Origin of the sequence: Halomonas kalidii (assembly GCF_030010475.1) — a bacterium.
In the GTDB taxonomy this organism is placed as follows: domain Bacteria; phylum Pseudomonadota; class Gammaproteobacteria; order Pseudomonadales; family Halomonadaceae; genus Halomonas; species Halomonas heilongjiangensis.
This window is the reverse complement of record NZ_JASCQN010000028.1, coordinates 18,491-32,900: the sequence shown is the minus strand read 5'-3', so window position 1 is coordinate 32,900 and position 14,410 is coordinate 18,491. Positions and strand designations below refer to the sequence as shown.

Here is a 14,410-nt window from a genome sequence, read left to right as displayed (position 1 = left end):
TGCCAGGCATGGGCGCGTCCCCCCCGCACAAGGGTGCCCGCCGGCACCACGAGGAATGCGTATGGACTCCGACTACAAGGCGGTCGAGCAGGAAGTGCTCGAGCGGCTGGATTCCCTCTCGACCGTGCCCACCTTTCAGGGAGCCCTGGGGCGCCTGATCGGTTGGGTCGACACCCTGTTCACCGTCCTCGCCGTGCTGGCGCTGCTGGCCATCGCCGGCACGGTGCTGCTGCAGATCTCGGCGCGCCTCTTCCTGCCGTTCTCGCTGGCCTGGACCGAGGAGCTGTCTCGCTACCTGTTCATCTACATGGTGGCCCTGTCGGCGGGGGTGGTGCTGCGCCGGCATCGCAACGTCAGCGTGGAGCTCTTCCACCACCACCTGGGGCCTCGCGCGCGAGCCGCCTACCAGGCGTTGATCGGCCTGCTGATCGCCGGCTTTGCCGGGGTGGTGCTGCCCTACGCCTGGCAGTACGCCCAGAACGGCGCCTGGCAGACCTCGCCCACCCTCAAGGTCCCCATGCTCTACATCTTCTTCTCCACGGTGGTGATGTTCGCGCTGTTGCTGGTCTACGGCGCCATCGGCTTCCTGGAGGGCCTCGTCGCCATCTTTCGTTCGCCTGAGCGCGCCGCATCGGAGAAGCCGTGATGGAAGTGATCATCCTGTTCAGCGCCTTCCTGGTCCTGCTGTTGATCGGCATGCCCATCGCCTTCGCCCTGGGCATCGCCTCGCTGGCCTATCTACTGCTGGAAGGCATCTCCCTGACCATCGTGCCGCAGCGCCTGTACGCCGGCATCGATACCTTCGTGCTGCTGTGCATTCCCGGCTTCGTGCTGGCCGGCAACCTGATGAACGTCGGCAACATCACCGAGCACATCGTGCGCTTCTCCAATGCGCTGCTGGGCCATATCCGCGGCGGACTCGGCCTGGCCAACGTGGGGGGCTCGATGATCTTCGGCGGCATCTCGGGCACCGCCGTGGCCGACTCGGCGAGCATCGGCTCGGTGATGATCCCCGGCATGGCGAAGTCCGGCTACGACAAGCCGTTCGCCGCGGCGGTCACCGCCGCCTCCTCCACCGTGGGGCCGATCATTCCGCCCAGCGTGCCGATGATCATCGCTGGTTCGCTCTCCGGGGTCTCGGTGGGGCGCATGTTCCTGGCCGGCGCCATCCCCGGCCTGCTGCTGGGACTGGCGATGATGGTGACGGTGTACATCCTCGCCGTGCGGCGCGGCTATCCCAGGGGCGAGCGGGCCACCTTCCTGGAGCTGCTGCGCGAGGGGCGCACCGCCTTCTGGGCGCTGCTGATGACGGCGATCATCCTCTACGGCATCATCGGCGGCTTCTTCACGCCCACCGAGGCCTCCATCGTCGCCAGCCTCTACGCGCTGGTGGTGGGCATGTACGTCTACAAGGGCCTCTCCTGGCGCAAGCTGCCGGCGATCCTCACCGATACCGTCTTCACCTCCGCGGCGCTGCTGCTGATGGTGGGGCTGGCCAACCTCTTCGGCTGGATCCTCACCAGCGAGCAGATTCCCCAGATGATCGCCGGGCTGATCCTGACCATCAGCGAGAACCCGCTCGTCGTCATCCTGATCCTCAACCTGATCCTGCTGTTCGTCGGCGCCTTCATGGAGACCATCGCGGCGCTGATCATCCTGTTCCCGGCGCTGCTGGGGGTGGCCACCGGCGTGGGCATGGATCCGGTGCACTTCGCCGTCATGGCGGTGCTCAACCTGATGATCGGCCTGACCACGCCACCGGTGGGGGTCTGCCTGTTCGTCGTGTCGGGCATCGGCAAGCTGCCGATGCTGACCGTGGCGCGGGCCATCGTGCCCTTCCTGCTCTGCAACCTCGCCGTGCTGCTGCTGGTCTCCTATGTGCCGGCGATCTCGCTGTGGTTGCCGAACCTCTTGTTGGGTGAGTAGAGAGGGCACCGACAGAATCCAGCAATCAAAGGGATGCACATGAACCTGACCCATCTTCCCGCGGCCGCGCGTGATGGCCGGATCGGTATCGTCCACCTGGGGCTCGGAGCCTTCCACCGCGCCCACCAGGCCGTTTACCTGGAGCGTTATCGACAGCGCACCGGCGACACGGCCTGGGGGGTGAGCAGCGCCAACCTGCGCTCGAGCGTGCACCTGGTCGACGCCCTGCGCGAGGCCGGCTACCGCTATCACGTGGCGGAGTACGCCGACAGCCAGACCATCACCCTGCGCGAGATCGGGGTGATCGAGGAGACGCACTTCACGGGTCAGGACAAGCGCGCGGGGCGCTGGGGGCGTGATCTCGAGGCCCTGCTGTCGCGAATGAGCGATGCGGCGGTGCGTATCGTCACCCTGACCGTCACCGAGAAGGGCTATTTCCTGAACCCGGCGAGCGGCGAGCTGCTCGCCGACGACCCCATGGTCGCCGCGGACATCGCCACGCCGCACACGCCGCGTACCGCCCCCGGGCTGCTGGTCGAGGCGCTGGCGCGGCGCCGGGCGGCAGGCCAGGCACCCTTCACGGTACTCAGTTGCGACAATATGCCGGACAACGGCAGGCGCACCCGCGCCGCGGTGATCCAGCTCGCCGAGCGGCGCGACCGCGAACTGGCCGCATGGATCGAGGACCGGGTGGCCTTCCCCTGCAGCATGGTCGACCGCATCGTGCCGGCCATGACCGAGGCCGACTTCGCGCGGCTCGCCGAGCTGGGCGTCGAGGATCCCAACGCCGTGGTCGGCGAGGCCTTCGCCCAGTGGGTGGTGGAGGACGACTTCCCCCTGGGGCGGCCGGACTGGGCTGCCGATGGGGTGGAGATGGTCGCCGACGTGGCGCCCTTCGAGACCATGAAGCTGCGCCTGCTCAACGGCAGCCACTCGCTGCTGGCCTACCTGGGCGCCCTGGCGGGCATCGAGACGGTCTTCGAGGCGGTCAACCGCCGGGACCTGGGCACGTTGCTGCGCCGCTATATGCTGAGCGAGGCCGCGCCGACGCTCGCCATGCCCGAGGGCACCGACCTGGCCGCCTACGTCGAGTCGCTGCTGGCGCGCTTCGCCAACGACAGCCTGCGCCATCGGCTGCAACAGATCGCCATGGACGGCAGCCAGAAGCTTCCCCAGCGCTGGCTGCTCGGCGCCCTGGCGCGTCTCGAGGCCGGCCACGACACCCCCTGCATAGCCCTCGGCGTGGCCGCCTGGATCCGCTATACCGCCGGGCATGACCTGCACGGAACGGCCTACCCGGTCGACGACCCGCTGGCCTCGCGTTTCGCCGGATTGCATGGGCAGTATGGCCAGGATGCCGAAGCCCTGGTGAATGCCTTTCTGGCCATGCACGACGTGGTGCCGCCGGCCCTGGCGGCCAACCGCGGTTTCGCCACGGCGGTGCTCGCCGCCTATCGCACCCTGACACGGTACGGGCTCGACGGGGCGCTCGCCGCCCTGGAACGGGCCTGACACGAGGAGCCCCCATGGAGCACACCTGGCGCTGGTTCGGCCCGAAGGACCCCATCCACCTGCACGAGATTCGCCAGACCGGCGCGACCGGCATCGTCACGGCGCTGCACGAGGTGCCCAACGACCGGGTCTGGTCGATGGCGGCGATCGCCGAGCGCAAGGCGCTGATCGAGGCCGCCGGCCTGACCTGGTCGGTGGTGGAGAGCGTGCCGGTCCACGAGGCGATCAAGCAGGGGCTGCCGGAGCGCGACGAGCTGATCGCCACCTACTGTCAGACCCTGCGCAATCTGGCGGCCTGCGGCATCGACACCGTCTGCTACAACTTCATGCCGGTGCTCGACTGGACCCGCACCGACCTGACCTGGCGCCTGCCGGACGGCGCCCTGGCGCTGCGCTTCGACCAGCGGGCCTTCGCCGCCTTCGACCTCTACCTGCTGAAGCGCCCCGGCGCCGAGGCCGAGTACGGCGAGGAGGAGCGGGCCGAGGCCAGGCGCTGCCTCGACGGCCTGGATGCGGCCGGCCGTGACACGCTGGTCGATACCCTGATCGCGGGCCTGCCGGGGGCCGAGGAGCACTATACGCTCGCGCAGTTTCGCGGCGTGCTGGCCGAGTACGCCGGGATCGACGCCGAGCGCCTGCGTGAGCACCTGGGCTATTTCCTGCAGGCGGTGATCCCGGTGGCCGAGGAGGTCGGCATCCGCATGGCGATCCACCCCGATGACCCGCCGCGCCCGCTGCTGGGGCTGCCGCGGGTGGTCTCCACGCCGGAGGACGCCCAGTGGCTCCTCGACGCCGTGCCCAGCCCGGCCAACGGCCTGACGCTGTGCACCGGCTCCTACGGGGTACGGGCGGACATCGACCTGGCCGCGATGGCGCAACGCTTCGGCCCGAGGATCTACTTCGCCCACCTGCGCTCGACGCGGCGCGAGGCGCCCGATCCGCGCTCCTTCCATGAGGCGCCGCATCTCGACGGCGATGTCGACATGGTGGCGGTGATCCAGGCGCTGGTGGAGGAGGAGCGCCGCCGCGAGCGCGAGGGCGGCCCGCGCCTGCCGCTGCGCCCCGACCACGGCCACCACATCCTCGACGACCAGCAGCGCGACACCGCCCCGGGCTATCCGCTCTACGGCCGGCTGCGCGGGCTGGCCGAACTGCGCGGCGTGGAGCTGGCGGTACGTCGGCTGACCTGACTCCTTGCTTCTTGCTACCCCCAAGACGACAAGGCGGCCTCAAAGGGCCGCCTTGCGTCACGCGAAATCCTCGCCCGAGGGGTGGCGAGAGTCCTCAATGTAATGGGCGCTACGCCTCGCGCTTGCCGTCGACCAGCCGCGACACGCCCCAGGGATTGCCGTCCTTGAGCGGATCGGGCAGCAGCCCTGCCGGCAGCGCCTGGTAGCACACCGGGCGCAGGAAGCGGAAGATCGCCGCGCTGCCCACCGAGGTGGTGCGCGAGTCGGAGGTCGCCGGGAACGGCCCGCCGTGGACCATGGCGTGGCACACCTCGACGCCCGTCGGCCAGCCGTTGGCCAGTATCCGCCCGGCCTTGCGTTCGAGGATCGGCAGCAACGCCTTGGCCGTGTCGAGGTCGGCGTCGTCCATCTGCAGGGTGGCGGTAAGCTGGCCTTCGAGTTGCGCTGCGACCTGGCGCACCTCGTCCTGGCCGGTGCACTCGATCACCAGCGAGCTGGAACCGAACACCTCCTCCTGCAGCTCGGGATCGGCGAGGAAGTCCTGGGCCGAGGTGACGAACAGCCCCGCCCGGCACGGATGGGCCGACTCGCCGGCCTGGCCGCGGGCCACTTCGCGTACCTTGGCATTGCCCGCGAGCCGGCCCACGCCCTGCCGGTAGGCACCATGGATGCCCGGGGTGAGCATGGTCTGGGCGGCGCTCTCCTTCACGGCATCGCCCGCGGCCTCGATAAAGGCGTCGAGCTCGGGGCTCTTCACCGCGATCACCAGCCCCGGGTTGGTGCAGAACTGCCCGGCGCCCATGTTGAGCGAGGCGACGAAGCCCTCGGCGAGCTTGGTCCCGCGGGCGCGCAGCGCCTCGGGCAGCAGGAACACCGGGTTGATCGAGCTCATCTCGGCGTAGACCGGAATCGGCTGCGGGCGGGCCTGAGCGGTTCTCATCAGCGCGGTGCCGCCGCCGCGCGAACCGGTGAAGCCCACCGCCTGGATGCGCGGGTCGGCGACCAGCGCCTGGCCAATCTCGCTGCCCGAGCCGAACAGCAGCGAGAACACGCCCGCGGGCAAGCGGCACTTCTCGACGGCGCGCTGCACGGCACGGCCGACCAGCTCGGAGGTGCCGGGGTGGGCGGAGTGGCCCTTGACGATCACCGGGCAGCCGGCGGCCAGTGCCGAGGCGGTGTCGCCCCCGGCGACGCTGAAGGCCAGCGGGAAGTTGCTGGCGCCGAACACCGCGACGGGGCCGAGTGCCACGTGGCGCTGGCGCAGGTCGGCGCGGGGCATCGGCTCGCGCTCGGGCAGGGCCGGGTCGAGGCGCACGTCGAGCCACTCGCCGGCACGCACCACGCCGGCGAACAGGCGCAGCTGGCCGCAGGTGCGGCCGCGCTCGCCCTCAAGGCGCGCCCGGGGCAGGCCGGTCTCGGCCATGGCGCGCTCGATGAGCTCACTGCCGATGGCCTCGATCTCGCCGGCCACCGCCTCGAGAAACACCGCGCGCTGCTCGAGCGAGGTCTCGCGGCAGGTGGCGAAGGCCGCCTCGGCGAGCTGGCAGGCGCGCTCGACCTCGGCCTTGCCGCCGCCCAGGTAGGTGGGCGCGAGGGTCTCGCCGGTGGCGGGGTTGACGGCAGTGATGGGCTTGGAACTGCCGCTGACGGCCTCGCGGCCGATCAGCATCTTGCCTTCCAAGGGCATAGCGGTCTCCTTGCTTGCTATCAGAGCGATTTCACGTCGATGGCGGGGCTTGCCGCCTCGAAGCGTAGTGGGTTGCGCAGGGGGCGGCCGAACTCGGTCAGGCGGATCTCGAACCGGTCGCCGTCCCGGGTCTGGATGCCATCGGCGAAGCTCAGCGTTGCGGTGCCGAAGAAGTGCACATGCACGTCGCCGGGGCGACGGAAACCCGAATACTTGAAGTGGTGATATTCCAGGTTGGCCAGGCCATGGGCCATGTTGGCCTCGCCGGTCAGAAACGGCTTCTCCCAGACGGTGTCATCGCCGCGCACGATGCGGCTCACGCCTTCCAGATGCTCGGGGAGATCGCCCACCAGCAGCTCCGGGCCGAAGCTGCAGGCCCGCAGCTTGGAGTGGGCCAGCCACAGGTAGTTGAAGCGCTCGGTGACGTGATCGGAAAACTCGTTGCCGACGGCGTAGCCCACGCGCCAGGGGCGTCCGTCGTCGCCGATCACGTAGAGCCCGGCCAGCTCCGGCTCCTCGCCGGCATCCTCGGCGAAAGGGGGCACGGGGATCTCGGCTTCGGGGGCGACGACACAGCTACCGTCGCCCTTGTAGAACCACTCCGGCTGGGCGCCAATGACGCCTGCGCCCGGCTTGCCACCCTCGACGCCGAGCTTGAACATGCGCATGGAGTCGGTCAGTTCGCTCTCTGCAGCCTGCGCCTTGGCATGCATGGCCGAGCGCGTGTCGGCGCTGCCCAGATGGGTCAGGCCGGTGCCGGTCACCAGGCAGTGGGCCGGGTCGGGGTGGGTCAGCGGCGGCAACAGCCGCTTCTCGTCGACCAGCCGTTGATAGTCGAGGCGGGTCTCGGTCTGCGCTGCCTCGACGGCGTCGGCCAGCGACTGGCCAGCGGCGATGGCGCGCCGGGCCAGCGTGTAGGTGTCGGCGTCGAGCAGGCGGACTTCACGGTCGCTTTCGACCCGGGCCGCATGGACCTGGCCCTGGTGTTCGCATTGAATCAGGCGCATGGCGCGGTTTCCTCAAGGTAGGGGATGGTGCGAATCAGTCGCGGGACGACGGTTTGCCGAACAGGGGGAAGCCGTCCACGTCCCAATGAATTCGCTTGACGTAAGTGTGCCGGTTGGGATCCCAAAGCGGGTCGCCTTCGATCTCGGTATAGGTACGCGCGTGGTACACCAACAGGTCGGTTTGGTCGTCTTCGGCCACGGTAAAGCTATTGTGGCCAGGCCCGAAGATGGCGTTGGGTGGGTCACTCTCGAAGACGGGCGTCGGCGATTTCGTCCAACTGGCGGGATCGAGCAGGTCGGCGTCGGCGTCCGCCCATAGCATGCCCATGCAGTAGTTCTCGTCAGTGGCGCTGGCGGAATAGGTCAGGTAGACGCGGCCATGACGACACAGGACCGCCGGCCCCTCGTTGACGCTGAACCCGCGGGTCTCCCATTCGAATTCGGGCACGCTCAAGCGAACGGGAGGGCCCGAAATGCTTTCGGGCGTTTCCATGGGGGCGATATACAGGTTGGAATTGCCCGGTATGTCGGGTGCCTTCTGCGCCCAGACGTAGTAGAGCCTACCTTGATGCACAAAAGTCGTGGCATCGAGGCAGAAGCTGTCGACCCCGGTCTCGACCTGGACAGGAGAGCTCCACGTACCGGTAAGCGGATCGGCGGCCTCGGTGCTGATCGCGTACATGCGATGCTGAAACAGGCCGTTGCGTATTTCCCGGCTCGGTGCGGCGGCGAGGTAGAGATACCAGCGATCCCGGTGATGATGCAGCTCCGGTGCCCAGATCAACTCGCTGAAGGGCCCCGATTCGGGCTTGCGCCACACGGTGATCGGGGGCGCCTCTGCGAGTGCCTCGATGCTCGCGGCCCGGCGCAACTCCAGGCGATCATAGCCCGGCACCGATGCGGTGAAGTAGTAGTAGCCGTCCTCATGCTTATGGATATGTGGATCCGCTCGTTGCTCTATCAAGGGTCTCATCGTCGCCATTGTCTCGCTCTGCTTTGCCGGTATCCGTCGTGCGATTGTGTGCCTCGGTTCATGACGGCCTGGGGCTGGCATCGACCAGGGGGAAGTCGCTCAAGCGGCCCGCCTTCATCGCTTCATAGTACTGATCGGTGATGCGGTACTTGAACATCAGGCTGCCCATCAGGGCATGGAAGATGCCGGGAATGATCGAAAGCATCAGGGCGATACCGGTCAGGGTGAAGGCGCTCTGTTCGGTATTCGCCTCGTAATTGAAATAGGTGAGTAGCGAACCCACCAGGAACCCTGCCGCCCCCATACCTGCCTTCTGGAAGAAGGAGATGCCGCCGAAGGCCAGGCCGGAGACGCGCCGCCCGGTCTTGGCTTCGCCGTAGTCCACCGATTCGGCAATGGCCGACCAGAAGACGGGCGCATGGAGGTCGACCACGAAAGAGATGAGGAAATACAGGATGAAGGCCGGCACGATGTCGCCGGGGCGCACGGTGATGAACATGACCAGGCTGAGCGCGCCGACAGTGAGCTGGCTCCAGCGGAAGAGCTGAATCTTGCAGTAGCGCTTGGTGATCCAGGTCGAGGCCACCATGGCCAGGATCGCCGCGCTCACCCCTACGGTCAGGAATGCCGACAGCATCGTGGCGTCGGCGCCGAGATAGTACTTGGCGTAGTAGGCCGCCACGGAGCTGCGGATGACGTAGCCAAGGGTACCCGTGAAGCAGACGGCACACAGGATCAACCACTGGTCGTTCTGCATGAGTACGCGAAACTGTTGCTTGAGAGGCTTGTCGTCGATCCTGTGCTGTACCCGTTCGGTCGTCGTGAAGTAGCAGAACAGGAAGAGCAGTGTGGCAAGCCCGCCCATCAATCCCATGGAAACTTGATAGCCGAGGGCGAGGTCGTCCCCGCCCACGAACTCGGCGAGTTTCGGTACGATGATCGTGACCAGGAACGCGGCGATCTTGGCGAAGAACAAGCGGTAACCGTTGGCCGAGAGCCGGTCCTTGGGGTCCGGTGTCAGCACGCCGATCAACGAGATGTAGGGAATGGTCACCGAGGTGAACATGAGGGTGACGAAAAGATAGGTCGAATACGCCCAGACCAGTTTCGCGTTATAGCCCCAGTCCGGGGTGGTGAAGAGCAGCAGTACCGACACCCCGAACGGGATGGAGAAGACGAGGAAATATGGGCGGTAGCGGCCCCGACGGCTATTGAACTTGTCCGTGACCAAGCCCATCAGGGGATCGGTGATCGCGTCCACCAGGCGTGCCACCAGGAAGAGAATCCCCATGTGGCTGGGCTTGAGACCGAAAATATCGGTATAGAAATACGAGATGATCAGGAACATGGAGGAAATAACGATATTGATGGCCATATCACCACTGCCGAACCCGACCTTCTCCAGATAAGTCAGTTGTCGTGTTCTCATCGATCGTACCTCTCGGGGCTGGCGTGTGGGCTATCTCGTGAGAGCTAGCTCGCCAGAGCCATTTCTTCAGGGCCGTTTCGTCTGGGCTATAGCGGCCGGATAATATCTGCGGTCACTGCAGCAGGGCCGAGCCGACCGAACCGAGGAGGATGAAGCGATGTTCGAGATTGAGCATACGGGCTCCAGGGGTTGTCTGTTGTTGCTGTCCGCCTTTATGTTGAACATATAACTGCCATGTTCAACATATACTTTAGTCGTGACTTCCCGCTGGCGGGACGTGGTGTCTCGCCTTTCGAACCAAAGGACTTGGCAATGCAAAACATCGAAATCGGTCTGGTAGGCGTGGGCAAGATCGTCCGCGACCAGCATCTCCCGGCCTTGATCGACAGCCGCGATTTCCAGCTGGTGGCTACCGCGGATCCCTCGGCGCGGCTGGACGGCGTGCCGGGATACGATTCGCTGGCTGCCATGCTAGACGCTCGGCCGGAGCTCACGGCGGTGGCCATCTGTACGCCCACCAGCCTGCGCTATGCGCAGGCGCGCCTGGCGCTGGAGCACGGCAGGCACGTGCTGCTGGAGAAGCCGCCCGGCGCGACCCTGAGCGAGGTCGAGGATTTGATCGAACTGGCCGCACGTCAGGGTTGCACCCTGTTCGCGGCCTGGCATTCACGCTTCGCCCCGGCCGTGGCACAGGCTCGCGACTGGCTGAGTGACAAGACGATCACGCGGGTCGAGATCGACTGGCGGGAGGACGTCAGGGTGTGGCACCCAGGCCAGGCGTGGATCTGGGAGCCGGGCGGCATGGGGGTGTTCGACCCCGGGATCAACGCGCTGTCGATCGCCACCGAGATACTCCCGCGGGCCTTCTTCCTGCGCGATGCGAAGCTCCTGGTGCCGAGCAATTGCCAGGCCCCGATCGCGGCGCGGCTGGATTTCCGCGATGCCCTGGCGACGCCGATCGTGGCCGACTTCGATTTTCGCCAGCCTGGCCCGCCCATCTGGAGCGTTCACGTCGAGGCCGAGGCGGGACGGCTCAGCCTGCTGCAGGGCGGCTGCCGGCTGGAGCTCGACGGACGGTGCGTGATCGATGCCGAGGAGCGCGAATATCCGGGCCTCTACGCCAGGTTCGCCGAGCTGATCCGGGAGCGACGGAGTGACGTCGATCTGGCGCCCCTGCGGCATGTGGCGGATGCCTGTCTCGCCGCCTGGAGGGAGCCGACGGAGCCCTTCATCGAGTGAGCTACGTCGTTGTTTCAAGCAACCTTAGAGCAGCCCCTGCTGCCGCTGGTGGGCCACCAGTTCCCGTAACATGCTCATCAGCGTCGCCGCCCCCGGAGATAGCCGGCGACGCCTCAGGCTCACCAGGCCGAACGGTTGCACGCTGAGCCGTTGGTGGAAGGGCAGAATGCGAAAGCGCGTCGGGGCGCACAGCAGTTCGGCGACCTGGCGCGTGGTGGCCGTGATCGTATCCGAACGGTCGACCAGTGCCAGCGCCACCAGTATGTCGGTGGTGTCGACGATCTGCGCCGGGGACTCGATGGCGTGGTAGAGAAACAGCGCGTCGACCCGTTGGCGCATCAGCGCCCCCTGGGGCTGGAGCGCCCACGGGTAGGCGGCCATGGCCTCCAGCGTCAGCGGGTTGGCCCCCGAAAGGGGGTGGCCTTCCCGGCACACGAAGCAGATCTCCTCCTCCCCGATTTCCTCGAACACGAACGGATCGGTCGAGAACCCGGCCGGTATTCGGGTAATGGCAAAATCCAGTTCCCCTTCCAGCAGCCTCGGCACGAGCCGCTTGCTGACGTCGACCTCGACGCTGACCTTGAGCCTGGGGTGGGTTCGATGCACCCGCTCGATGGCGCTGGCAAGCAGGGTCACCGCCGGCGCCATCACCGTGCCGATGGCCACCTTGCCGGCGTTGCCCTCGAACAGGGCGTTGAGCTCCTCACCGGTGTTGTGAAGCTCCGAGAGCATGGCCTGGGCATGCCGGACCATGACCTCCCCATACCAGTTCGGCACGAGCCCGCGAGGGTGGCGATCGAACAACCTGACCCCCAGTTGGGCTTCGACATCGCCCAGCAGCTTCGAGGCGGCCGGCTGGCTCATGCCCAACTGCGACGCCGCGCGATGCAGATTGCGCTGTTCGTCGAGGGCCAGGAAGAGCTGAAGATGGCGCAACTTTAGTCGTGCTTGCAGGAACCAGTCGTCGGCCAGCGAGCGCATGACACCCCTCCGCGGCGTCTAGTGATAACCATTTATATATCGATATGTGAGCATGTGCATATTGGTTGGTTATGTCTGGTCTGTCTACTGTAGCGGCTGTATCCGCGACGAGCGCGTCGCTCCGATAACAACAATTCCAGGATCAAGGAGACAGATCATGCCACTCACGTACGCTTCGATGCGCGGTGCCGGCACGCACCTGTTGCTGAGTGCGGGCGCCGCGGTACTGATGCTTTCAGCCGCCCAGGCCGATGACGCCGTCAATGACGGCAACGAGGAACAGAGGGAAGGCGCTGTGGAAAAGGCAACGTTCGGCCGACTCCCCGATGGTCGCGAGGTTGATATCTATCGCATCGCCAACGCCAATGGCATCGAGGTGCGCGTCATCAACCATGGCGGCATCATCGTCTCGCTGAAGACACCGGATGTGCATGGTGAATTCGACGATATCGTGCTGGGCTTCGATTCGCTGGAAGCCTACCTCTCCGATGACTATCGCCGGGCCAATCCCTACTTTGGTGCGCTGATCGGACGCTACGGCAATCGCATCGCTGGCGGCCAGTTTTCTCTCGACGGCGAAACCTATTCCCTGGCGACCAACGATGGCGACAACCACCTGCACGGCGGCCAACAGGGATTCGACCGGGTGCTGTGGCAGGCCGAGCCGTTCGAGAATCACGAAGGGGCCGGACTCGTTCTCAGCCATACCAGCGAGGATGGCGAGGAAGGCTATCCGGGCCGGCTGGAAACGCAAGTGACCTATACCCTGACCGATGCCGATGAGCTGATCGTCGATTACCGCGCCACGACCGACAAGGCGACCCCCGTCAATCTCACCCAGCACAGCTATTTCAATCTCGAGGGTGAGGGCAGCGGCAGCATTCTCGACCATCGGCTGATGATCGATGCCGAGGCCTTTACCCCGGTGGATGGCACCTTGATTCCCACGGGCGAGATCCGCCCGGTCGAAGGCACGCCATTCGACTTTACCCAAGCGACGCCGATCGGTGAGCGCATCGAGCAGGATAACGAGCAGTTGGCGTTCGGCAGGGGCTACGACCATAACTTCGTGCTCGCGGAGAAGGCCACGTCTTCCAGCGATCCCGTGCTGGCCGCCAGGGTCTGGGAGCCTGAAAGCGGGCGCCTGCTGGAAATAAGTACGACCGAGCCGGGCATCCAGTTCTACTCGGGTAACTTCCTAGCCGGCGACCTGACGGGCAAGCAGGGTCAGGCGTACGAACACCGCTCGGGGTTCGCCCTGGAAACCCAGCATTTTCCCGACTCTCCCAACCAGGCCAACTTTCCCACGACGATTCTCGAGCCGGGGGACACGTACCGCTCGCGCACGGTTTACACCTTTTCCGCAAAGGCAAGCCTGGACTCGTAGCTCGGTGAAGAGCCCAGCAACGCCGCATAACAACATCCTTGAAGACTTCAGGAGTACGACCATGTCCATGAATGCGTTCACTCGCCTGGCGCTAGGTGTCGGCCTGGCACTCGGCACCATCGGCTCGGCACAGGCGGCCGAAGAGGACACCCGGATAGGCTTCATCGTCAAGAAGCCCGAGCAGGCCTGGTTCATCAACGAGCAGGAAGCCGCCACCCAGGTCGGCGAGGAGCAGGGCTTTCGCGTCGTCCGGCTGGGCGGCGAAGATGGCCAGGAGGTGCTCAGCGCCATCGACAACCTCAACTCCCAGGGCGCCCAGGGCTTCGTCATCTGTCCGCCGGACGTGCGACTGGGCCCCGCCATCATGAACCGCGCCAACCAGTACGGCATGAAGGTGATCACGGTGGACGACCGCTTCGTGGGCAGCGACGGCGAACCCATGGAAGCGGTGCCGCACCTGGGTATGTCGGGCTACAAGATCGGCCAGCAGGTCGGCGAGGCGCTTGCCGCCGAGATGGAGGCGCGCGGCTGGGACCCGCAGGAGGTCGCGGCGCTGCGCATCACCAATAATGAATTGCCCACGGCCAAGGAGCGCACCGACGGTGCCACCGACGCGCTGCTCGAGTGGGGCTTCCCCGAGGCGAACGTCTTCGATGCGCCCCAGCAGAACACCGATACCAGCAGCGCCTTCTCGGCCGCCTCGCCGGTCATCTCGCAGCGCGGTGACTTCGAGCACTGGATCATCTATGCCCTCAACGAAGAGAGCGTGCTGGGCGGCGTGCGCGCGACCGAGCAGTACGGCCTCTCCGCCGAGGACGTGATCGGCGTGGGCATCAACGGCTCCGGTGCGGCCTTCGCCGAGTTCTCGCGCAGCAACCCGACCGGCTTCCACGGCACGGTGGCGGTGAGTTCCACCCAGCATGGGCGCCAGACGGCGGAGAGCCTCTATCGCTGGATCAGCGAGGGCGAGGAGCCGCCGGCCAATACCGAGACCTCCGGCACCCTGATGACGCGCGACAACTGGCAGGACGTGCGCGCCGAACTCGGGCTGTGAACGCGACGGATCACGGTGACCGGAG

General features: G+C 66.3%; 12 protein-coding genes. 7 read left to right on the top strand and 5 right to left on the bottom strand.

Annotation, left to right across the window (positions count from 1 at the left end):
• Positions 1-61: 61 nt before the first annotated feature.
• Genes QLQ85_RS07250 through uxuA form a run of 4 tightly spaced genes read left to right on the top strand, consistent with a single transcriptional unit; the run spans position 62 to position 4,628 of the window.
• Positions 62-646, top strand: coding sequence for a TRAP transporter small permease (locus QLQ85_RS07250; RefSeq protein WP_282738376.1), 585 nt, complete (start codon positions 62-64; stop codon positions 644-646).
• Positions 646-1,926 carry a TRAP transporter large permease gene (locus tag QLQ85_RS07245; RefSeq protein ID WP_282738375.1) on the top strand — a complete coding sequence of 427 codons (1,281 nt, stop codon included), beginning with the start codon at positions 646-648 and terminating at the stop codon, positions 1,924-1,926. Before QLQ85_RS07250 ends, QLQ85_RS07245 begins: the two co-directional genes overlap by 1 nt.
• A 39-nt stretch (positions 1,927-1,965) precedes the next feature.
• Positions 1,966-3,438: a mannitol dehydrogenase family protein gene (locus QLQ85_RS07240; protein WP_282738374.1), complete on the top strand. Its 1,473-nt coding sequence runs from the start codon at positions 1,966-1,968 to the stop codon at positions 3,436-3,438.
• Positions 3,439-3,452: 14 nt separating this feature from the next.
• Positions 3,453-4,628, top strand: coding sequence for a mannonate dehydratase (gene uxuA / locus QLQ85_RS07235; protein WP_282738373.1), 1,176 nt, complete (start codon positions 3,453-3,455; stop codon positions 4,626-4,628).
• 109 nt (positions 4,629-4,737) lie between these two features.
• On the opposite strand, the gene QLQ85_RS07230 is transcribed toward uxuA, so the two are convergent.
• Genes QLQ85_RS07230 through QLQ85_RS07215 form a run of 4 tightly spaced genes read right to left on the bottom strand, consistent with a single transcriptional unit; the run spans position 4,738 to position 9,724 of the window.
• Complete coding sequence (locus tag QLQ85_RS07230; protein ID WP_282738372.1) at positions 4,738-6,315, bottom strand: aldehyde dehydrogenase (NADP(+)); 1,578 nt, start codon at positions 6,313-6,315, stop codon at positions 4,738-4,740.
• A 20-nt stretch (positions 6,316-6,335) separates the two neighbouring features.
• Entirely contained in the window at positions 6,336-7,322 is a 987-nt protein-coding gene (araD1, locus tag QLQ85_RS07225) for an AraD1 family protein (protein ID WP_282738371.1), read from the bottom strand.
• A 34-nt stretch (positions 7,323-7,356) separates the two neighbouring features.
• Entirely contained in the window at positions 7,357-8,304 is a 948-nt protein-coding gene (locus QLQ85_RS07220; RefSeq protein ID WP_282738370.1) for a glycoside hydrolase family 43 protein, read from the bottom strand.
• A gap of 49 nt (positions 8,305-8,353) precedes the next feature.
• Positions 8,354-9,724: an MFS transporter gene (locus tag QLQ85_RS07215; RefSeq protein ID WP_282738369.1), complete on the bottom strand. Its 1,371-nt coding sequence runs from the start codon at positions 9,722-9,724 to the stop codon at positions 8,354-8,356.
• Positions 9,725-10,036: 312 nt separating this feature from the next.
• On the opposite strand from QLQ85_RS07215, the gene QLQ85_RS07210 reads away from it, so the two are divergent.
• Positions 10,037-10,963 (top strand): Gfo/Idh/MocA family protein, encoded by a 927-nt coding sequence (locus tag QLQ85_RS07210; protein WP_282738368.1) that lies wholly within the window; start codon positions 10,037-10,039, stop codon positions 10,961-10,963.
• Between the two features lie 24 nt (positions 10,964-10,987).
• Here QLQ85_RS07210 and QLQ85_RS07205 read toward each other — a convergent pair whose 3' ends face one another.
• Positions 10,988-11,944: a LysR family transcriptional regulator gene (locus QLQ85_RS07205; RefSeq protein WP_282738367.1), complete on the bottom strand. Its 957-nt coding sequence runs from the start codon at positions 11,942-11,944 to the stop codon at positions 10,988-10,990.
• A 157-nt stretch (positions 11,945-12,101) separates the two neighbouring features.
• On the opposite strand from QLQ85_RS07205, the gene QLQ85_RS07200 reads away from it, so the two are divergent.
• Positions 12,102-13,331, top strand: coding sequence for an aldose epimerase family protein (locus tag QLQ85_RS07200; RefSeq protein WP_282738366.1), 1,230 nt, complete (start codon positions 12,102-12,104; stop codon positions 13,329-13,331).
• A 61-nt stretch (positions 13,332-13,392) separates the two neighbouring features.
• Positions 13,393-14,385: an arabinose ABC transporter substrate-binding protein gene (locus QLQ85_RS07195; protein WP_282738365.1), complete on the top strand. Its 993-nt coding sequence runs from the start codon at positions 13,393-13,395 to the stop codon at positions 14,383-14,385.
• Positions 14,386-14,410: the final 25 nt, after the last annotated feature.